The organism is Arenibacter troitsensis (assembly GCF_900177645.1).
In the GTDB taxonomy this organism is placed as follows: Bacteria; Bacteroidota; Bacteroidia; order Flavobacteriales; family Flavobacteriaceae; genus Arenibacter; species Arenibacter troitsensis.
In genome coordinates this window covers 144,143-164,417 of sequence record NZ_FXAO01000005.1, presented here as the reverse complement: position 1 = coordinate 164,417, position 20,275 = coordinate 144,143, and the positions used below count along the sequence as shown (strand labels likewise).

General features: G+C 42.3%; 19 protein-coding genes. 8 read left to right on the top strand and 11 right to left on the bottom strand.

Annotation, left to right across the window (positions count from 1 at the left end):
• Positions 1-4: 4 nt before the first annotated feature.
• The 7 genes from B9Y87_RS12625 (at position 5) to B9Y87_RS12595 (ending at position 6,261) form a co-directional block, all read left to right on the top strand.
• Positions 5-1,273 (top strand): NADH:ubiquinone reductase (Na(+)-transporting) subunit B, encoded by a 1,269-nt coding sequence (locus tag B9Y87_RS12625; RefSeq protein WP_085499365.1) that lies wholly within the window; start codon positions 5-7, stop codon positions 1,271-1,273.
• Between the two features lie 2 nt (positions 1,274-1,275).
• Positions 1,276-2,028, top strand: coding sequence for a Na(+)-translocating NADH-quinone reductase subunit C (locus B9Y87_RS12620; RefSeq protein WP_085499364.1), 753 nt, complete (start codon positions 1,276-1,278; stop codon positions 2,026-2,028).
• 3 nt (positions 2,029-2,031) lie between these two features.
• Positions 2,032-2,679 carry an NADH:ubiquinone reductase (Na(+)-transporting) subunit D gene (locus B9Y87_RS12615; protein WP_072863479.1) on the top strand — a complete coding sequence of 216 codons (648 nt, stop codon included), beginning with the start codon at positions 2,032-2,034 and terminating at the stop codon, positions 2,677-2,679.
• Positions 2,680-2,703: 24 nt separating this feature from the next.
• The gene (nqrE, locus tag B9Y87_RS12610; protein ID WP_072863477.1) at positions 2,704-3,441 is read left to right on the top strand and encodes an NADH:ubiquinone reductase (Na(+)-transporting) subunit E; all 738 of its coding nucleotides are present in this window, start codon (positions 2,704-2,706) and stop codon (positions 3,439-3,441) included.
• Positions 3,442-3,443: 2 nt separating this feature from the next.
• On the top strand, positions 3,444-4,751 hold the full coding sequence (gene nqrF, locus B9Y87_RS12605) for an NADH:ubiquinone reductase (Na(+)-transporting) subunit F (RefSeq protein WP_085499363.1): 1,308 nt from the start codon (positions 3,444-3,446) through the stop codon (positions 4,749-4,751).
• A 141-nt stretch (positions 4,752-4,892) separates the two neighbouring features.
• The gene (locus tag B9Y87_RS12600) at positions 4,893-5,252 is read left to right on the top strand and encodes a Na(+)-translocating NADH-quinone reductase subunit F (RefSeq protein WP_085499362.1); all 360 of its coding nucleotides are present in this window, start codon (positions 4,893-4,895) and stop codon (positions 5,250-5,252) included.
• A complete protein-coding gene (locus tag B9Y87_RS12595) occupies positions 5,230-6,261 on the top strand; it encodes an FAD:protein FMN transferase (RefSeq protein WP_085499361.1) in 1,032 nt (343 codons plus the stop codon). Before B9Y87_RS12600 ends, B9Y87_RS12595 begins: the two co-directional genes overlap by 23 nt.
• On the opposite strand, the gene B9Y87_RS12590 is transcribed toward B9Y87_RS12595, so the two are convergent.
• From B9Y87_RS12590 to gpmI, 3 genes are all read right to left on the bottom strand, one after another.
• Positions 6,262-7,026, bottom strand: coding sequence for a class I SAM-dependent methyltransferase (locus tag B9Y87_RS12590; RefSeq protein WP_085499360.1), 765 nt, complete (start codon positions 7,024-7,026; stop codon positions 6,262-6,264). It abuts the gene before it with no gap.
• Positions 7,027-7,194: 168 nt separating this feature from the next.
• Entirely contained in the window at positions 7,195-8,013 is an 819-nt protein-coding gene (gene map, locus B9Y87_RS12585; RefSeq protein ID WP_085499359.1) for a type I methionyl aminopeptidase, read from the bottom strand.
• A gap of 78 nt (positions 8,014-8,091) precedes the next feature.
• A complete protein-coding gene (gene gpmI, locus B9Y87_RS12580) occupies positions 8,092-9,609 on the bottom strand; it encodes a 2,3-bisphosphoglycerate-independent phosphoglycerate mutase (protein WP_085499358.1) in 1,518 nt (505 codons plus the stop codon).
• 225 nt (positions 9,610-9,834) lie between these two features.
• Here gpmI and B9Y87_RS12575 point away from each other — a divergent pair, with 225 nt between their 5' ends.
• A complete protein-coding gene (locus B9Y87_RS12575; protein WP_085499357.1) occupies positions 9,835-10,233 on the top strand; it encodes an ankyrin repeat domain-containing protein in 399 nt (132 codons plus the stop codon).
• A 107-nt stretch (positions 10,234-10,340) separates the two neighbouring features.
• Here B9Y87_RS12575 and B9Y87_RS21940 read toward each other — a convergent pair whose 3' ends face one another.
• The 8 genes from B9Y87_RS21940 to B9Y87_RS22370 all read right to left on the bottom strand — a co-directional run.
• Positions 10,341-10,508, bottom strand: a complete 168-nt coding sequence (locus B9Y87_RS21940; protein WP_176225629.1) for a DUF6747 family protein — start codon at positions 10,506-10,508, stop codon at positions 10,341-10,343.
• A gap of 125 nt (positions 10,509-10,633) precedes the next feature.
• Positions 10,634-11,401 carry a M48 family metalloprotease gene (locus B9Y87_RS12570; RefSeq protein ID WP_085499356.1) on the bottom strand — a complete coding sequence of 256 codons (768 nt, stop codon included), beginning with the start codon at positions 11,399-11,401 and terminating at the stop codon, positions 10,634-10,636.
• Positions 11,402-11,442: 41 nt separating this feature from the next.
• Positions 11,443-12,177, bottom strand: a complete 735-nt coding sequence (locus B9Y87_RS12565; RefSeq protein ID WP_085499355.1) for a M15 family metallopeptidase — start codon at positions 12,175-12,177, stop codon at positions 11,443-11,445.
• Between the two features lie 288 nt (positions 12,178-12,465).
• Complete coding sequence (locus tag B9Y87_RS12560) at positions 12,466-13,644, bottom strand: T9SS type B sorting domain-containing protein (protein ID WP_085499354.1); 1,179 nt, start codon at positions 13,642-13,644, stop codon at positions 12,466-12,468.
• 187 nt (positions 13,645-13,831) lie between these two features.
• A complete protein-coding gene (locus B9Y87_RS12555) occupies positions 13,832-15,268 on the bottom strand; it encodes a hypothetical protein (protein ID WP_085499353.1) in 1,437 nt (478 codons plus the stop codon).
• Positions 15,269-15,293: 25 nt separating this feature from the next.
• Positions 15,294-16,013 carry a hypothetical protein gene (locus B9Y87_RS12550; protein ID WP_085499352.1) on the bottom strand — a complete coding sequence of 240 codons (720 nt, stop codon included), beginning with the start codon at positions 16,011-16,013 and terminating at the stop codon, positions 15,294-15,296.
• Positions 16,010-16,720, bottom strand: a complete 711-nt coding sequence (locus tag B9Y87_RS12545) for a hypothetical protein (RefSeq protein ID WP_139827223.1) — start codon at positions 16,718-16,720, stop codon at positions 16,010-16,012. The genes B9Y87_RS12550 and B9Y87_RS12545 overlap by 4 nt, the downstream gene beginning before the upstream one ends.
• Positions 16,721-16,726: 6 nt before the next feature.
• The coding region (locus B9Y87_RS22370; protein WP_217807513.1) for a beta strand repeat-containing protein at positions 16,727-20,275 on the bottom strand (3,549 nt) is incomplete at its 5' end.

The window sequence follows — 20,275 nt, the reverse complement described above, 5'->3', positions numbered from 1 at the left end:
AAAGATGAGCTTAAAAAATAATTTACATAACCTAAAGGAGAAGTACAAAGGCAAGAAAATGGCCCCTGCATTCAATGCAATCCATACCTTTTTGTATGCTCCCAACGAAACTACACATTCTGGTTCCCATGTACGTGCCGTGGATGATTTAAAGCGTACCATGAACACGGTTATCATGGCTTTGGTCCCCGTACTTATTTTTGGGATTTTCAATGCCGGGTATCAGCACTATGCCGCTGTTGATGCGGCCAATGGTGTGGTTAGGCAAGCTTCTCTTTTTGGAAACTTCCTAACTTGGGAGAATTTTATTATGGGAGCATGGACAGTGCTGCCATTGGTAATCGTTTCCTATGCGGTTGGACTTGCGGTTGAATTCTTGTTTGCCGTAATCAAGGGTCATGAGGTAGAGGAAGGATATTTGGTAACCGGTATGTTGGTTCCCTTGATAGTACCTGTTGATACTCCCTTGTGGATGTTGGCCGTAGCGGTAGTATTTGGAGTGGTTATCGGAAAGGAAGTTTTTGGAGGTACCGGAATGAATATTTTGAACCCGGCGCTTACCATTAGGGCATTTTTATTCTTTGCTTATCCTACTTGGATGAGTGGGGATAAGGTTTGGGTACACCAAGCGGTTGATTTGGCCGGTGGTCCCGACGCTATTTCCGGAGAAACTATTTTGGGTTATTTGGCACAAGGTAAGGGGGCAGAAATGTCTTATTCCGTTGCCGATATGTTTTTTGGATTTATCCCCGGATCTGTTGGGGAAACCTCTACAATACTAATTTTATTGGGCGGACTGTTCTTGATCTATAGTAAGATAGCCAGTTGGAGGATCATGCTGAGTGCGGTAATAGGGGCCTTGGTCATGGGGCTTATCTTTAATGGTGTGGTCGATGCGGGCTGGATAACCGAGACAAGCAAGTTTTATGGATTAATGAGTTTTGCCTTCTGGCAACACTTGATCGTTGGTGGTTTGGCCTTTGGTATTGTGTACATGGCAACCGATCCGGTTACCGGTGCCCAGACCAATAAGGGCAAATGGTATTATGGATTCTTTATAGGATTTATTTCAGTATTGATAAGGGTTTTCAACCCTGCTTATCCAGAAGGCGTATTCTTGGCTATTTTGTTGATGAACGTTTTTGCTCCAACAATTGATCACTATGTGGTTAGGGGAAATATTAATAAAAGATTGAAGCGTGCCAAGAACGCTACTATTTTACCTAGGGACGGTGAAGGAAAAGCACAGGAATTAAAAGCAGAAACAGTATAATCATGGCAGTTAATACAGATAAAAATAGTTACACCGTTATTTTTGCCGCCGTTATGGTGGTCATAGTAGGGTCTCTTTTGGCATTTTTTGCGTCTTCACTCAGTGAAAAGATCCAAGAGAATGAAAGACTGGAAAAACAACAGAATATCCTTTATGCCATGGGCGTAAACGAAAATGTGGATGAGGGAAGTGTAAATTTTGTTTCCACCGATAAGGTTGCAGGTGAATTTGAAAAATATATCACGGAGCAATTGGTAATTGAGGGGGATAAGATTACCAAGGACGACAATGCCTACCTGATAGACCTTAAAAAACAGGAAACTGAGGCCAAAGCTGGTAAAACAAGGAAATTACCATTGTTCATTGGTGAAAAGGACGGCTCAAAGTATTATATCATTCCTATGAGGGGCAAAGGTCTTTGGGATGCTATATGGGGATTTGTAGCCCTGGATAATAATTTGGTAGTAAAAGGCGTGTACTTCGACCATAAAGGGGAGACCCCAGGTTTAGGGGCCAATATTAAGCAACGTTACTTTATGGACGACTTTACCGGAGAATCCATTTTAAAAGGTACGGAATATGCCGGTATAGCCGTTGCCAAGGGAAATAACGATCCTACCAACGAAATTAAAGATGATAATGAGGTGGATGCATTGGCGGGAGCAACCATTACCGGTAACGGTCTGTCTGCAATGATCAAAGAAAGCGTAAACCTATATAAGTCCTACTTGGAATCAATACGAGCTAAAAATTAAAACATGGCACTACTTTCAAAAAAAGATACGAGTCTAATATTAGACCCTTTGGCAGATAACAACCCTATTACCATTCAGGTATTGGGAATTTGTTCAGCATTGGCAATTACAGCAGAACTAAAGGCATCCATAGTAATGGCCTTATCGGTGATGTTCGTATTGGGTATGGGAAATGTTGTTATTTCCTTAATGCGGAACATTATACCTTCCAAGATTAGAATTATTGTACAATTGGTGGTTGTAGCCGCCTTGGTTATTATGGTGGATCAGGTGCTTAAGGCCTTTGCATATGAATTGAGCAAAACGCTTTCTGTGTTCGTTGGCCTTATTATAACCAACTGTATCATTATGGGACGTTTTGAGGCTTTTGCTTTGGCAAACGGACCATGGAGGTCTTTCCTGGATGGTATCGGGAACTCGGCCGGATATGGTTTAATATTGATCATAATTGGATTTTTTAGGGAGCTATTGGGTTCAGGTACATTGCTCGGGTTTAAGGTCTTGGGCGATCCTATAGAGAAAACGGGTCTTTATGCCATAGGTTATGAGAATAACGGATTTATGTTGTTGTCCCCCATGGCCTTGATCGTTGTTGGTCTCATTATCTGGGTACAACGTTCTCGAAACAAAGCTTTAATAGAAGAAAACTAGTAGTCATCATAAGAATAGAATGTTATGTTAGAACATGTAGAATTATTTTTTAAATCCATATTTATAGATAATATGGTATTTGCCACGTTCTTAGGAATGTGTTCTTATCTTGCCGTTTCTAAAAAAGTGACTACTGCAGTTGGTCTTGGAGCAGCTGTGATCTTTGTATTGGCAGTAACGGTGCCCCTAAACTGGTTATTGGATCAGTATCTTTTAAGGGATGGGGCCTTAGCTTGGTTAGGACCTGAGTATGCGGATTATAACCTAAGCTTTTTATCTTTTATCCTCTTTATTGCAACCATAGCCACTATGGTGCAATTGGTAGAGATTGTTGTGGAAAAATTTTCTCCAGCGCTCTATAACTCTTTGGGTATATTTTTACCACTTATTGCGGTAAACTGTGCCATATTGGGAGGTTCGTTATTTATGCAGTCTAGGGACATCCAAACTCTTGGATTGGCCTTTAATTATGGACTTAGTTCCGGTATCGGCTGGTTCTTGGCTATTTTGGCCATTGCAGCCATACGTGAGAAAATTAGATACTCCAATGTTCCACCACCACTTAGAGGTCTAGGAATAACCTTTATAATCACTGGACTTATGGCTATTGGTTTTATGAGTTTTGGCGGTATGTTAACTGGCGGTGATGAGGCTCCCAAGGAAGTGGAGCAAAATACTGCACAACAGTTAGAGGAAGATAAAATAATTAAGGAGACCAAAGAAAATACGGTTTCTTATAACAACGCTATAATAAACGAGTAAAAATGATATTAGCTACAAGTACAATTGGAACAATAGTGATCACGGTAGTTGCTTTTTTAATACTACTGTTATTGTTGGTGGCACTATTACTGTTTACCAAGGAAAAATTATCCCCATCGGGGCCGGTAACCATAACCATTAATGGTGAAAAGAAAATTGAAGTAAGTTCTGGGGGGTCATTATTGTCCACTTTGGGAAACCAGAAAATATTTCTTCCTTCTGCCTGTGGAGGTGGAGGAACCTGTATTCAGTGCGAATGTCATGTGTTGTCCGGGGGTGGAGAAGCGCTTCCTACGGAAACACCTCATTTTTCCAAAAAGGAATTGAACCATGGTGCCCGTTTGGCCTGTCAAGTAAAGGTGAAGCAGGATATGGAAATCACTATTCCTGAAGAAGTTTTCGGAATTAAAAAATGGCAGGGAACTGTGGTACGTAATTATAACGTGGCTTCATTTATCAAGGAATTTGTGGTAGAAATTCCTGAAGATATGGGGTATAAGGCCGGTGGATATATACAGATCGAGATTCCTCCCTGTGAAGTGAAATTCTCTGAAATGGATATCACTGCGCATCCTGAAGAGCACGAAACCCCAGATAAGTTTCAGGCAGAATGGGATAAATTTAATTTGTGGCCGTTGGTCATGAAGAACCCGGAAACTGTGGAAAGAGCTTATTCTATGGCTTCTTATCCTGCTGAGGGAAGGGAAATTATGTTGAACGTTCGTATTGCCACTCCACCTTGGGATAGGGCCAAAAATGGTTGGATGGACGTTAATCCAGGGATTGCATCTTCCTATATCTTCAATTTGAAAAAAGGAGATCCAGTGGTAATTTCCGGACCTTACGGTGAATTCTTTATCAACGAATCGGATTCGGAGATGTTATATGTTGGTGGAGGTGCAGGTATGGCTCCAATGCGTTCACATTTATATCACCTGTTCAACACTTTAAAGACCAACAGAAAAGTTACCTATTGGTATGGTGGTAGGTCTAAACGTGAATTGTTTTATTTGGAGCATTTTTATAGACTTGAAAAGGAGTTTCCAAACTTCAAGTTCTATTTGGCGCTATCGGAGCCTTTACCAGAGGATAACTGGAAGGTAAAAGAGAATATCGATGCCCCAGGAGATGGGTTTGTAGGTTTTATTCACAATTGTGTAATAGAAAATTACTTGAACCATCACGAATCGCCTGAAGATATTGAACTATACTTCTGTGGGCCACCATTGATGAACAAGGCAGTTCAGAAAATGGGAGAGGATTTCGGTATTCCTGATGAGCATATTAGATTTGATGATTTCGGAGGTTAATTTATAGCCTTCACAAATTACAGGACCTTGAAGGTCTAATATTAGACCTGTCAGGTTTTAAAACCTGACAGGTCTTTTTTTTGAGCAATGTTTTAAGAATGTCAAGATTTATTTTTGGCTTAGAAATTTAAAATATAGACAATGAGTACGCCCTTAACGGAACAGGAATTGCATAATTTGGCCATGAATATTGTTGGAAAACAATTGGAAGCCGAGGGGTTCGAGTTTATGGGGATTAATAGTAAACCCAAAAAAAATCCCCAATTTGTCTGTCTTAAGGATAAGAAATTATTTTTTATAGTGGTGCGTAGTGTACTGCATCCGCAAGATCCAAGGGATTATGATAGATCCCTAATGCAGAAAATTAAGGATCATGCCCTGGCCCAAAACGGAGAAGCCTACTATGCCGGGGTAGGTCTATATAATGCAGAGGATAGGAATCTACCGGTTTATCTTAATGAAGCTTATATATTGGATTATGACGGACTTATTAAAATATAGTGTTATTCGTTTAGGGGTAATTTTTTTAGTTCTGGTCTTTGCAGGCTGTAGGAGCAATGAGTCCAAATGGGTAAAGAATATGGCCTCTGGATCTGCCTTGGGAACTTCCTATAACATTACCTATTTGGCGACTTCGGAATTGAATTTTGAACAGGAAATTGATTCCCTTTTTCAGGTTTTAAATCGATCTATGTCTACCTATATACCTACTTCCGATATCTCACGAATCAATGCGGGAGATTCTACTATTGTTGTAGACGGTATGTTTAGGGAGGTTTTTGAACTTTCGGGTAAGGTTTTTGAAGCTACGGGTGGTTATTTTGATCCTACAGTTGGCGTTTTGGTGAACGCCTGGGGTTTTGGACCGGGAACGGAGTTGGAAATGGACAGTATTAAGGTAAATAGTCTGTTGGATTACGTGGGGTTCAACAAAGTGGCCATTAATTCCGATAATACAATAAAAAAATTGGATCCTGCCATATATTTCGATTTCAATGCCATAGCCAAGGGATATGCGGTAGATCGTCTTGCCGTTTTATTGAGGAACAAGGGAATTGCGGATTTTTTGATAGAGGTAGGAGGAGAACTTCTGGCCCAAGGGGAAAACAGGCTCAAGAATAAAAAATGGGTCGTGGCCATTGATGATCCCATGATGCAGGAAAGTAGGACCTACAAAAGAACCCTGTATATGAAAGACATTGCCATGGCATCCTCAGGGAATTATAGAAAATTCAAAATTGATCCCGATACTGGTGCCAAGTACGTCCATACAATAGACCCTAAAACTGGCTATACCAAGAGCTCCAATATCTTGGCAACAAGTGTAATGGCTAAGGATTGTGCCACTGCAGACGCTTTTGCTACTTCTTTTATGGCTATGGATCTGGAGAAAACTAAGACCATATTGGCCCAACATAAGGAATTGGAAGGCTATATTATTTATTTGGATGCAGAAGGAAACGTATTGGAATATATGACCAACGGATTTAAGGTAAATGTACTGGAGTAGTTATTTGGATACTAAGGGTATAATTTCTCCTTTGGCCAAACGATACTGGTCCACATCGGCATCGGATAGTTTTTTGGTGTAATCCACTTCCTCTACCTTAAAACCCATAGATCTTAGCTTTGAAAAATAATCCCGTCCATAAATACGAACGTGGTCGTACTGTCCAAATATTTTGGCCCTTTCCTTTTTGTCCGTAATACTATTGTCCTCATAAGTATCCGCCCTATTAAGGTCTTGCGGAATTTGAAAAATACCCCATCCTCCAGGTTTTAATACCCTGTACAATTCTTGCATTGCTTTGGTATCGTTGGGGATATGTTCCAGAACATGGTTACAGAATATGACATCAAAGGAATTTTCGGCAAAAGGAAGGTTACAAATATCCGCTTTTACATCCGCTAAGGGCGAATTTAGATCGGTGGTAGTGTAGTCCAGGTTTTTTTGGTTTCTAAATCTTTTATAAAATGCCTGTTCGGGCGCAAAATGCAAGACCTTAAGTTTGTCCGTAAAAAAATTGGTCTCATTTTTTAGATAAAGCCATAATAATCGGTGCCGTTCCAAGGATAGGGTAGAGGGCGATAATACATTTTCCCTGGGATGTTCATAGCCATAAGGAAGAAAGTTCTTAAATCTCTTTCCATCTATTGGGTCGGTATAACGATCGCCCCGCATGCTAAATGCCATAAGGGGCCGTACCCAATAACTTAGTTTAATAAGTAGTGGCCTGGGGATGGTATTTAAGATGTATTTAAATAATGTTTTCAAAGTGCTTTACCGAATTTGCCATAGAACTAAAGAAATTTCACCAAGCGTTTTCAAGAGGTAATTTATAATGGCTTTACTAGTGAATGGCAGACCTGTCTATTTGGACCTACTAAGCGGTCTTGGTTATAGGCCCTAAAAATTAAACAAGCTTGAAAAACTGGATTAATGTTATAGCACCAGAGCTTTTTGGCGGAATTCCGCTTCCTCGTCACTTTCTATTCCCAGGGCCTCATAGATATAAGCAAAGGTGGATAATAACTCGGGCTTTCCATCTATGATGGCAACATCATGCTCAAAATGAGCACTAGGTTTATTATCTGCCGTTAGAATGGTCCAGCCATCCTTTAGTTGCTTTATTCTTCTGGTGCCTAAATTAATCATGGGTTCAATGGCCACAACCATGCCTTCTACAAATTTCTTGCCGCGTCCACGTTTGCCGTAGTTTGGCATTTCTGGATCTTCGTGCATTTCCCGGCCCAATCCGTGACCCACCAATTCCCTGACCACACCGTAACCATGGCTTTCGGTATACTGTTGAATGGCATAACCAACGTCTCCTACACGGTTTCCGACCTTAAATTCACGTATCCCCACATATAGGGATTCTTTGCTGACCTGTAACAGTTTTTTTGTTTCGGCATCGACCTCCCCGACCTCAAAGGTGTAGGCGTGATCCCCATAAAAGCCGTTTTTAAGGACCCCGCAATCTATAGAGATAATATCCCCTTCCATCAAAGGGGTGCTATTGGGAATTCCATGGACCACCTGGGCATTGGGGCTCATGCACAATGAATTGGGAAAATCGTACAATCCCAAGAAACCCGGGACACCACCGTGATCCCTTATAAATGTTTCTGCCATGCTGTCTAGCTTTAAGGTGGTAACCCCTGGCTTAACCTCACTGGCCAACATTCCCAAAGTCTTGCTCACGATCAATGCACTTTCGCGCATTAATTCTATCTCTTCTAAAGTCTTGATCTTTATCATAGAATGCAAATGTAAAACAATACTTTTAAAACTGCACGTTTAGAGGTATTTGCAAATACGTTGAAAGCTGAAAAATAATTACACCAAGGGGTTTCTTGTCATCAATGCCGGTTGTGGAACACCCATTAGCTTAAGAATGGTAGGTGCAATATCACCTAAAACACCATCCTTTATACTCTTCAATTCTTTGTCTACCAAAATTAAAGGGACTGGGTTTGTGGTATGTGCCGTATTTGGACTACCGTCCGGATTTATCATGGTCTCGCAATTTCCGTGATCGGCAATGACCAAAGTGGTATATCCGTTTTCCAGACCCGCGTTAATTACGGATTCCGCACAACTATCCACAGTCTCACAAGCTTTTATTGCCGCTTGCATATCTCCGGTATGCCCAACCATATCGGGGTTGGCAAAATTGAGACATACAAAATCTACCTCTCCTTTTTTCAACTCGGGAATTATGGCATCCCTTATTTCGTAGGCGCTCATCTCTGGTTTTAGATCATAGGTTGCTACCTTGGGGGACGGACATAGAATTCGCTCTTCCCCCTCAAATGGAACTTCCCTGCCACCGTTAAAGAAAAAGGTAACATGTGGGTATTTTTCGGTTTCTGCTATTCTAATTTGTTTCTTGTGGGCCTTGGCCAAGGTTTCTCCCAAGGTTTCGCTAATGTTATCCTTATCATAAACTACTTTCACTCCCTTGTAAGAATCATCGTAGTTGGTCATGGTAACATAATATAGGTCCAATTTATGCATGTTGAGTTCATGCATATCTTCCTGACTTAGCACTTGGGTAAGCTCCCTACCACGGTCTGTCCTAAAATTGAAAAAGATTACAACATCACCATTTTTAATAGTAGATAAGGGGGCCCCTTGATCATCAGTGACCAATAATGGTTTTAAGAATTCATCCGTAATCCCGGATGCATAGCTGGCCAGGATGGATTCTTCAACGTTGGTTGTTTTTTGTCCTTCACCATTCACCAATAGGTCATAGGCCAATTTTACCCGTTCCCATCTCTTGTCCCGGTCCATGGCATAATAACGGCCAATAACACTGGCCAGTTTTGCATTTTTGTCGGAGCAATAATTATTCAGCGCTTCTACATACCCAATTCCACTTTTAGGGTCTACGTCCCTACCATCGGTAAAGGCATGGATATAGGTTTTTGTAAGGCCGTAGCTTTCGCTGGCATCAATAAGTCCCCTAAGGTGGGAGGTATGGCTATGTACGCCTCCATCACTGAGCAATCCCAATAAATGGACCGGTTTGTCATTGTTTTTGGCATACAGCAGCGCATCTTTTAGTACTTGCTCGTCTTTTAAGGTATCCTGATCAATGGCCAGGTTTATCTTTGCCAAATCTTGGTATACTATTCGGCCGGCCCCAAGGTTCATATGGCCCACTTCACTATTGCCCATTTGTCCTTCAGGCAACCCTACATTCATTCCATCGGTGAGGAGATTGGAATTGGCGTATTTGGTATAAAGGGAGTCTATAAAGGGCGTATTGGCATTTTCTATGGCGGAGACTTTAGGGTCTGGAGATTTACCCCATCCATCCAAAATCATTAAAATTACTTTCTTGTTCATATTATGTTTGTTGTTAGTGTCAAAAATAAAACTATTGTATATGGATTGCTAGAATTTTGGGCAGCTTTTTCTAAAATTTTATATACACAGAGCATTTTCTTTAATAGATAGGGGGGAAGCGGATTTTTTGTTAAAATTTTGTTATTTAAAGGAAAAAAGTGAAACAAATTAAACGTTATGGAGTCTGTTAGGGTAATCAATAATCACTAATTAATCTTATTCATCATGAGAAAAACAATTTTAACAGTCGCCATTGCTTTATTGTTTATGGTTGCAGGCGTTCGTGCCGAGAGTAGTAACAGTCTTTACGCCCAAATTGAATCGGGAATAATGGTTAAGCCAGGGGAACTAAGTTCTTTTTGTAAGGCCATCGTCCAAGGAGATTTGGAAACAGTTAAACGACTAATTGAGTTAGGTGAAGATGTTAATCAAAAATCCTTGGGAAAAACACCTGCCATTTTTGCCGCACGTTACAACAAAGTGGAAATTCTGGAGATTCTTATCGCCAATGGGGCCAATCTTAAAACGAAGTGCGATAATGGTTACAATGCCAAGAAACATGCCGAAATATCCAATGCCAACGAGGCCTTGGAGGTAATCAACGCTAGCCTACAGAAGAAATAGTTGTTGCGAATGCAGTAAAAAAAAACCTATCGAATGTATTCGATAGGTTTTTTTTATTACCTCAATTTGCTTTTATAGTGTTCAGGTAAAAGAGCAAATTAAATGGTCTAGAATTCAAATCCGGTAAAGGCCCTAAATAATAACGCATAAAGTGCCATGGACAGCATTGCCATACAGAATACGGAGTAGATCTTTAATAATACAACTACGAATTCTGGTTTACAATTTTCGAATGCCGATACATAAATGTTCTTAAAATGTAATAAAGTTCCCATATAGTCTCATTTAAATGATTGTAAATCAAAGCTATAAGGGTTAAATTTGTGTGGGTAATAAGATTTGGTTCCGGTGCAATATACTAATAATACACTTAAATTCTAATCTTGAAAAGAGAATTTGGCTATTGTTGGCCCTTAATTCGGTCAATGGCCTCTTTTATCCGTTCAATGCGATTATCGGGGTCAGGATGTGTACTTTGAAATTCGGGTACTCTGTTTGGACCGGCCGCGGCCTTTAAAATTTCCATTACCTTAATCATTTCATAGGGGTCATAGCCAGATTGTATCATAAAAAGCACTCCCAATTCATCACTTTCCAATTCATCCTCCCGGCCATTGGTCAATAGGGTATTTTGGCCAATACTATTTACGATTCCACCGGCGTCTGCGCCAACGGACGCTCCCATACTTATGGTCTGCCAAAAGTTACTATCCGCAATCCTCTCTGCGGAATGTCTGCCAATTACATGTCCAATTTCATGTCCCAAAACTCCTGCTAGCTGAGCTTCGTTCAATTGGGAGAAGAGGGCATAGGTTACAAATACGGGACCACCTGGTAAAGCAAAGGCATTAATGGTTTGCTCATCTGCCAATAAATGAAAATCATATTTATATGGGGTTTCCCTGGCAATACTGTTATTTACCAATTTATTGCCCACCTGATCAACAAAAGCCTGCAATCGTTCATCGGGATATAGACCGCCATACTGCTGTGCCACTTCAGGTGCACTTTGCAGGCCAATGGCCACTTCTTGCTCCGTGCTCATATTTATGTTCTGAATCCTGCCGGTATAAGGATTTTCCTCCTTGTTGTTACAGCGCTGTATAAAGGCAAAGGCCACAATTGCCAAGCCTATGAATATCCTGATTTTCCAACTACCTCTTCTCATTTGTAATTTTTATGTCACAGTTATGAAATTACAAAAACTAATTATAGGAGATCTGGATTAATATCCAAAATATTGTTCTGAATGTAACCTTTTAGAAATCCTGTGGTGAAGTTTTCCTTCCCTATTATGTCTTCCTCCAATAATAGCTTAAAAATATTCCTTCGTCTAAAGGACTTTAACATGGGGACGGAAAGTGGGGCATAGCTATAATGCCATGGTTCATATTTAAATCCCTTTCTTTTAGGATTATCCGTATAAACCAAATAAAAGCCATATTTGTTGGCATTATCGTCCATCCATTTTTTTAATAGGTGGAAAGGGCCCCCTTCTTCAAATTTTTCGGGCACCAAAACATCCCCAGTTGTTTTTGGATAGCCGTCAATGATATCTATATCTGTTCCCCAATGGTGCCTGCTGGTACCGGGGATGGTGCTATATTCTATGATTTTTTCAATGGCACCCAACTTGGTCATTCCTTTTTCTTCCGTAAACTGCAGGTATTTACGTTCCCAAATACCTTCCTGGCGATAAAAATTACGATAACTAGATACAATTTTTAGATCCATGCCCTCACTATAGGCAGCTCTTTTCATCTCTACAAAGGCATCATGGGCTTCTTTTCTTAAATTGATGTGCTCACCATATAATTTAATATCCACTTTGCCCATTAATTCGGCTACTGAATATTCTGTTTCCTGATTAAGGGTGAGGCCTGGCAGTAGTGAAAGGGCAAGACCGGTATAGCTGCTTTTTTTGATAAAAGATCTTCTTTGCATAGGGTATTAATTATATAATTTTAAGCAATTCATGTATTCCAATTACCCCAAAAATATTGCCATGTTTTACCTACCATGGGCAATGATTCCTTTAACTCGGGAAATATGAACAAAATTGAAACTATAAAGTTACTTAATTTCTGTAAGACTTGGTTAGGACCAATGAGGAATTACTGGTTGGGATAGGGGAGATTTGGGAGGATTTTTCTTGGAACAGGCAATACCTGTCCTTATTAAAACCATAGTAAAAATTAGTGGCTGATAAAGATGTGGAAGTGTAAGCAATTTTTAATTCTGGGAATTTTGGGAAAGATATAAATAGCCCTGATGCTTTATTTTTAGATCGTTTAGGGTAATAATGTAGAAGTATACCCCCGAAGGCAATCCAATATCCCCTTTGACCAGCATATTCCTATTGGAGATACCTTCAAATTCATCCCTATAGTTTTCTTTGTAATATACCAATACGCCGTATCTATTGAAGATTTGTAGTAGATTGTTGGGGGATTCCTCTATGCCGTCTATTACAAGATAATCGTTGGTGCCATCGCCGTTAGGCGTTAAAAAATAATTGCCCAAGTCTATGGTGGTAAGACTTTCATTAATATCCAGAACCCCTCCAATGGTAATTATCTCGTAATTATTTGGAACAAACGTATCCGAGCTTAAAGTTCCAAAGGAAAATTCACCTTCCAAAGCGGAATTCCCGAGATTGATCCATTTCTGCTGACTTTTGCTCCAACCTACCACGATTAGGTCACTAATGTAATTCGCCAGCTTGCCTATATTGCTCCTGTTGTCCCAGCTTAGGGTAACGGTGCTTGGCAAGTCGCCTTCCAGGCGCCAAAATTCCTGATTGCTAACTGCGGCCACGTTAAAATCCTTTGCCCCTGTATCAAAATTTTCGTTGAAACTGGATAAGTTATCAGGGCCAACAAAGAAATAGGCACATTTGGCCAACGCATTAACGCTTTCCGAAGTTATCGTTAAAGGTCGAATTCGGTCATCATCCCCAACCGGAAAAGTAAAGGATTCCTTATTGGCAATAGCCCCGTAGCCATCAATTTTAGTATTGTTTCCCTCACCCACATAAAATGAATCATCGGCAAAATTTAGGAAAACATTGGAACGATTCCTGGGGGTAAATACATTGCCATGTATGAAGTTGAAATTATTCAGTATCCCTACGCTCGTTTCCAGATAGAGACCTGCATTGACAGCTACCTCGGAATCATAAAATACGGGAGTAAAGGCTCCGGAAATGGTCAAGGGGTCGTTATCGCCATAAAAGCCTACCAAACCTAAATTTTCATCAAAGGTCCCGTCGTTGATTACGTTCATATGGAAACCCACCATGGCCGTTTCATGGACCTGTATATTGCCATAATTATGCACTGCGTCCTGCGCATTACCTAACAATACACCTATGAATATAATTGTAATAAATATGTTTTTAATACAGTTCATAAGGTTTCTGGAATGTGGGTGACTTTACCATTATATGTTGTACTTGTCTAATTGTTTGTTTTTATCTTTTGTGCCAGGGCGGGCCATTCTTTCGTCATATATCATTAACTGTGCTGCTTAAGGCTTAATTAATCGGGTATTTCTTAAATTAATTTATTGGAGGCATGTTCAATATTTTTTTACTTCGTTATAATCTATAAAATGAGACACAGTTACAACTATCCCCAATGCCTCTAGGGGAAACTCTGGATCCTCTTATGGTGGTATTGTCATAAGCACCTAGTGCCTGTGTACTTCTAAATATGTGGTTATAGGTACCATTCCCGTTATCTATTACCTGGTGGGTGTGGTTGCCTAAATTTAGGTTTGGGATCCTGTCATAAGGGACATTTTCAACTACGATCCTGTAATCTATTGGGGAATTGGTTCTATTCCCAAATTGTAACATGAATCCACTGTTCCATTGGTCTTGGAAAGTATAAACGATCAAATCTGTGGTCAAGGTGCCGTCAGGGTTACTGCCACCATTTCCATTTTGACCTCCCAAGCGATTAATTAACTGCCATTGGGTCCCATCACTCTGTAGCCAAATTACGGTTTTGGAGGTCAATTCTGTAGTTGAATCCCCTATTTCATTTATATAGGGACTCATGGTCAAAGTTTGCTGTGTAATATTTTTTAAGACATATACTCTACCCGTTGCTCCATTTGCGGCTGGGAGGGTAATGGAAATATTGGAATTAATAATTACTGTGTGATGGCTTTCATTCAAGGTTAGGTTACTTCCGGCAGTAGTAATTCCAGTAGACATTGAGCCATTAATTTGTAAGGTTGAATTGGCCAAAGATCCTGTATTGATACCTACCCTAGGCAGTGCATTTTGGGAATCACTGCTTCCCTGAACCCGGAAAAGCTCTTTGAGGAGACCATCCCTGTAATCATATCTTTTAAAGATAAAGGGTTCCGCACCGTCATCGCCAATTATAAATTCTACCTGTCCATTATTTGCGGTACCTGTCGATCCAATTTCAAAAAAATCGGTTCCTGCCGCACTACCTTTAAGCCTAAAATTACCGTCGGTATTGGTATAGAACATGGGCTTATAGAAGGAGGCGGCATCTGCTTGGAATTGCAGGGCAGATACACCGTTGGCGCCGCCCACATAGGTTAAATATTGATTTTGGTCCGTATAATCCGGATAATTTTGGACTAAACCAAGGGTTTGTCGCCTACCAAATTTTAGTATACTGGTATTGTTGGATCTAATATCCATGGCTACATCATTTTTAGTTCCTAAAAATGATGCTCCGGACACAGCAGTATTCCCATCCAATAACCAGTTGTCATTTGATGGGGTTACCCAATTGGTTCCATTGTAATAGTATACTTTCTTATCTGTTGTATTGTAGATCATGGATCCCGTAATAGATCCATTTATGGCGTTCATTTCTGTAGTGGTCGCCGTATTTAGTCCCAGCAAAAGTCCAGGATCTATTTGGGCGCGCGTTACATACGGAATTACATATAATAGCATGGCTATTATATAAGGGAATACCTTGCAGATCCTTGTATAGTCCGGGATGCCTTTATTATTAAAAATTATATGATCGAAATTATTAGTCATCTACTACAGATAAATTTATTTTAAATTAAACACCTAGATATATAAATGTATTTGCGACCAAATAAGGCTGATATTGATCGAAAGGCTGGTTGGAACCACCACTATTTACATTTACACTATGGGTATGGTTTCCAGTAGTATTGGTACTGTTAGTACCACCACTAAGTAAGACTTCCCTATAGGCATCGGAACTATGTCTAATGGATTCCCAAGAAAAATATCCCGAAAAGTCATGATTATGGTTCCCATTTGAGCTAGTGGTACCCGTAAAGTTAACATTGGGCAAATTGGCCTGGTTTAGTGTTGTGCTGGCTGCACCCCCTATATCCCCTAGGCTTTCCCCTGAATTGGGATGTTTTAGAACGCGGTCCGTAGCATCTGGAAGATTTCCTGTAATACCTATGCTATTGGCAGCACTGGCAGCGGAACTGGACAAGCTGGTCAAAGACCTTCCATTCAATAAATACCATCCTCCATGATCTGCAGATTGAAAACTATGTTTGGTTCGTCCAATTTCGGGTCCATTTGCACCAACCACCTTCCAATTTGTTCCATCAAAAATGTATAAGTTCTTGTCGGCTAGATTAAATACCAATGCCCCGGCAGAAGCTCCACTAATACTGGTCATGGCGGTGCTATTGGTTACTGAATGAACGGTAACCAATTCCTCTGCAGTTGGAGTTTGGGCCCTGGAAAAGGGAATCGCCAAAATAATAAATAGAAGAATTAATAAGTTATTTTTCATTCACCTAAATAAATTAATGTATTTACCACAATAAATGGTTGGTATTGGGCTATAGCAACAGATGATCCGCCACTATTTACAGTAAAACCGTGATTGTGATTGCCGTCTGTGCTAGAAGTAATACTACCACCCGCCAGTAATAAATTTCTATATGCATCTACATTGTTTCTTATTCTTTCGTCACTAAAATAACCGGACATGCTATGGTTATGGTTCCCATTGGAAGATGTAGTACCCGAGAAATCTACATTGGGTAAATTGGCTTGGGTAAGCGTTATTTGACTATTTCCTCCGATGTCGCCAAGACCCTGACTACCATTACTTTGTTTTAGTAGCGCATCTTGGGCATTGGGTAACCTTCCCCTAAATCCGAGATTTGAGGCGGCTGCTCTGGCATTGGAAGGCAGTCTATTGAGTCTGCGTCCATCCAGTACGTACCAGCCATCGTGATCCGAATTGCTAAAACCGGTCTTGATGTCGCCAATGTAAATATCTGTGGAGGCTTGGGTCCATGCAGTACCGTCATAATTCGTAAAGGAATTAGTAGTACTATTGAATGCCAAACTTCCTGTAATGGGACTGGCTACACCGGCCAACTCAGTGGCATTCAGGTTATGTACGGTCAACAGTAAGTTTCCGTCTACTTGTGCTTCCAAGGCCAAAGCGAAATTGAACAATATGAATATGTTAAAAATTCTTATCATCATTATTACCTAGAAATCCAAAATCATAAACATAAATTCAGAATTAAACCTTACCCTGTCTGATGCTCCATTATCATTGTCGCCAATAATAACTTCAAAACTGGAGGATGTTTGATTAATATATCCTATTCCAGGGTTATCATTACCCGCTCCATTACGATCGGGCTGCGTTAGTTGAATAATATAATTAGCGCTTGAAACCATACCTGAGGGTAAGTTTATTCTATAATGTCCATTGCCGGATAATTTGGTTACCGTTATTCCAGAGGTAGCCTTTACAATTCCTCCCGCTGCGGATATTTTTCCTATAGCTTTTATCATGTTATCTCCTTGAGGTCCTGTATCTCCCTTTTCACCTGTGGGGCCAGTTGGTCCTGTGGCGCCATCATTTCCGTTGGTACCTGCAGCACCGGCTGGACCAGTAGCTCCAGTGTCCCCTTTGTCTCCTTTAGGTCCAATAGCACCATCAATACCATCCGATCCTGCTGGGCCTGCTGCTCCTGTAGCACCAGTGTCACCCTTGTCGCCTTTAGCTCCAGTTGCTCCGGTCGCACCGGTATCTCCTTTGTTGCCTTTAGCTCCTGTTGCTCCCGTAGCACCTTTTACACCTTGTATTCCTTGGGCTCCAGTTAGTCCTGTAGCACCAGTATCTCCTTTTAGACCTTGAATTCCTTGAGCGCCAGTAGCACCAGTTGCTCCTGTGGCTCCGGTATCTCCCTTGTCACCCTTGGCACCAGTTGCTCCTGTGGCACCGGTTACCCCTTGAATTCCTAGCGCACCAGCAGCACCAGTAGCTCCGGTTGCTCCGGTTGCACCAGTATCTCCTTTATCACCTTTGTCGCCTGTGGCACCAGTAGCGCCAGTTGCTCCAGTAGCTCCTGTGGCTCCGGTATCACCTTTGACACCTTGTATACCTTGCTCTCCTTGAGCTCCAGTATCACCTTTTAGGCCTTGAATTCCTTGTGCACCAGTAGCACCTGTAGCACCGGTATCACCTTTGTCTCCCTTGTCGCCTTTGGCACCAGTATCTCCTTTCTCACCAGTTGCTCCAGTAGCTCCAGTGTCACCTTTTAGACCTTGAATTCCTTGTGCACCAGTATCTCCTTTATCACCTTTTACACCTTGGATACCCTGTTCTCCTGTGGCTCCTGTAGCACCAGTATCTCCTTTGGCTCCGGTGTCACCCTTGACACCTTGTATTCCTTGAGCGCCAGTGTCACCTTTCTCACCAGTAGCACCAGTTGCTCCAGTTTCACCTTTGGCGCCTGTAGCACCGGTATCACCTTTCTCACCTTGGATCCCTTGAATTCCTTGAGCTCCAGTGTCTCCCTTGACACCTTGAATTCCTTGAGCGCCAGTAGCACCAGTTGCTCCTGTGGCTCCGGTATCACCTTTGACACCTTGTATACCTTGCTCTCCTTGAGCTCCAGTATCACCTTTTACACCTTGTATACCTTGCTCTCCTTTATCACCTGTGGCTCCAGTAGCTCCAGTAGCTCCTGTGGCACCGGTTACCCCTTGAATTCCTAGCGCACCAGCAGCACCAGTAGCTCCGGTTGCTCCGGTTGCACCAGTATCTCCCTTGTCACCTTTTTCACCAGTCGCACCAGTAGCCCCGGTTTCACCTTTGTCGCCCTGATCACCTTTGGCACCAGTAGCACCAGTCGCACCGGTATCACCTTTGGCTCCTGTAGCTCCGGTTGCACCAGTATCACCAGTATCTCCTTTATCACCTTTTACACCTTGGATACCCTGTTCTCCAGTGGCACCGGTATCACCTTTCTCACCTTGGATCCCTTGAATTCCTTGAGCTCCAGTGTCTCCCTTGACACCTTGTATTCCTTGTGCGCCAGTCGCACCAGTATCTCCTTTATCACCTTTTACACCTTGGATACCCTGTTCTCCAGTGGCACCGGTATCACCTTTCTCACCTTGGATCCCTTGAATTCCTTGAGCTCCAGTGTCTCCCTTGACACCTTGTATTCCTTGTGCGCCAGTCGCACCAGTAGCTCCAGTTTCACCTTTGTCGCCCTTGTCGCCTTGGTCTCCCTTAGCACCGGTATCACCCTTTATACCTTGGATACCTTGCTCTCCGGTTGCACCAGTAGCTCCGGTATCACCTTTCTCACCTTGGATCCCTTGAATTCCTTGAGCTCCAGTGTCTCCCTTGTCACCTTTTTCACCAGTATCTCCTTTGTCGCCTGTGGCACCAGTAGCACCAGTAGCACCAGTAGCACCAGTTGCTCCGGTTGCACCAGTATCACCAGTATCTCCTTTATCACCTTTGTCTCCCTTAGCTCCGGTTTCACCTTTGTCGCCCTGATCACCTTTTGCACCAGTATCTCCCTTGTCTCCTTTCTCACCAGTCGCACCAGTGTCACCTTTGGCTCCGGTATCTCCCTTGTCACCCTTGGCTCCAGTTGCTCCTGTGGCACCGGTTACCCCTTGAATTCCTAGCGCACCAGTAGCTCCGGTTGCTCCTGTAGCACCAGTGTCACCCTTGTCGCCTTTGTCACCTTTAGCACCAGTGTCACCTTTGGCTCCAGTTGCTCCGGTTTCACCTTTGTCGCCTTGGTCTCCCTTAGCTCCTGTGTCACCCTTGACACCTTGTATTCCTTGTGCTCCAGTGTCTCCTTTGTCACCTTTGGCTCCAGTTGCACCAGTTTCTCCTTTATCACCTTTGTCTCCCTTGTCACCTTTCTCGCCAGTCGCACCTGTAGCCCCGGTTTCACCCTTGTCGCCCTGGTCACCTTTAGCGCCAGTGTCACCTTTGTCGCCCTGATCGCCTTTGGCTCCAGTTGCACCAGTATCTCCTGTGGCTCCAGTTGCACCAGTATCACCCTTGTCTCCTTTATCACCTTTGGCTCCAGTAGCACCAGTATCTCCTTTATCACCTTTGTCGCCCTGATCGCCTTTTACTCCGGTGTCACCCTTGACACCTTGTATTCCTTGCGCGCCAGTGTCTCCTTTGTCACCTTTCTCACCAGTAGCACCGGTATCACCCTTGACACCTTGTATTCCTTGAGCTCCAGTGTCGCCCTTGTCGCCTTGGTCACCTTTAGCGCCAGTGTCACCTTTGTCGCCCTGATTGCCTTTGGCTCCAGTTGCACCAGTATCTCCTTTGGCTCCAGTTGCACCAGTATCACCCTTGTCTCCTTTATCACCTTTGGCTCCAGTTGCTCCCGTAGCTCCAGTTGCACCAGTATCTCCTTTATCACCTTTGTCTCCCTTGTCGCCTTGGTCTCCCTTAGCTCCGGTTTCACCTTTGTCGCCCTGATCGCCTTTTGCTCCGGTGTCACCCTTGACACCTTGTATTCCTTGCGCGCCAGTGTCTCCTTTGTCACCTTTTTCACCAGTATCACCTTTGTCACCTTTCTCACCAGTTGCACCGGTATCACCTTTTACACCTTGAATTCCTTGGGCGCCAGTCGCACCAGTGTCACCTTTGGCTCCAGTTAGTCCTGTAGCACCAGTATCACCTTTCTCACCTTGGATTCCTTGAATTCCTTGAGCTCCAGTGTCTCCCTTGTCACCTTTTTCACCAGTATCTCCTTTGTC

Excerpts from the sequence above, each read along its gene's own strand:
- B9Y87_RS12570 (WP_085499356.1), bottom strand. The coding sequence starts at position 11,401 with ATGAGAAGAGGTAGTTGGAAAATCAGGATATTCATAGGCTTGGCAATT.
- B9Y87_RS12550 (WP_085499352.1), bottom strand. The coding sequence starts at position 16,013 with ATGAAAAATAACTTATTAATTCTTCTATTTATTATTTTGGCGATTCCC.
- B9Y87_RS21940 (WP_176225629.1), bottom strand. The coding sequence starts at position 10,508 with ATGGGAACTTTATTACATTTTAAGAACATTTATGTATCGGCATTCGAA.
- B9Y87_RS12545 (WP_139827223.1), bottom strand. The coding sequence starts at position 16,720 with ATGATGATAAGAATTTTTAACATATTCATATTGTTCAATTTCGCTTTG.
- nqrE (WP_072863477.1), top strand. The coding sequence starts at position 2,704 with ATGTTAGAACATGTAGAATTATTTTTTAAATCCATATTTATAGATAAT.
- B9Y87_RS12620 (WP_085499364.1), top strand. The coding sequence starts at position 1,276 with ATGGCAGTTAATACAGATAAAAATAGTTACACCGTTATTTTTGCCGCC.
- B9Y87_RS12625 (WP_085499365.1), top strand. The coding sequence starts at position 5 with ATGAGCTTAAAAAATAATTTACATAACCTAAAGGAGAAGTACAAAGGC.
- map (WP_085499359.1), bottom strand. The coding sequence starts at position 8,013 with ATGATAAAGATCAAGACTTTAGAAGAGATAGAATTAATGCGCGAAAGT.
- nqrF (WP_085499363.1), top strand. The coding sequence starts at position 3,444 with ATGATATTAGCTACAAGTACAATTGGAACAATAGTGATCACGGTAGTT.
- B9Y87_RS12565 (WP_085499355.1), bottom strand. The coding sequence starts at position 12,177 with ATGCAAAGAAGATCTTTTATCAAAAAAAGCAGCTATACCGGTCTTGCC.
- B9Y87_RS12615 (WP_072863479.1), top strand. The coding sequence starts at position 2,032 with ATGGCACTACTTTCAAAAAAAGATACGAGTCTAATATTAGACCCTTTG.
- B9Y87_RS12600 (WP_085499362.1), top strand. The coding sequence starts at position 4,893 with ATGAGTACGCCCTTAACGGAACAGGAATTGCATAATTTGGCCATGAAT.
- B9Y87_RS12595 (WP_085499361.1), top strand. The coding sequence starts at position 5,230 with ATGACGGACTTATTAAAATATAGTGTTATTCGTTTAGGGGTAATTTTT.
- B9Y87_RS12575 (WP_085499357.1), top strand. The coding sequence starts at position 9,835 with ATGAGAAAAACAATTTTAACAGTCGCCATTGCTTTATTGTTTATGGTT.
- B9Y87_RS12560 (WP_085499354.1), bottom strand. The coding sequence starts at position 13,644 with ATGAACTGTATTAAAAACATATTTATTACAATTATATTCATAGGTGTA.
- B9Y87_RS12555 (WP_085499353.1), bottom strand. The coding sequence starts at position 15,268 with ATGACTAATAATTTCGATCATATAATTTTTAATAATAAAGGCATCCCG.
- gpmI (WP_085499358.1), bottom strand. The coding sequence starts at position 9,609 with ATGAACAAGAAAGTAATTTTAATGATTTTGGATGGATGGGGTAAATCT.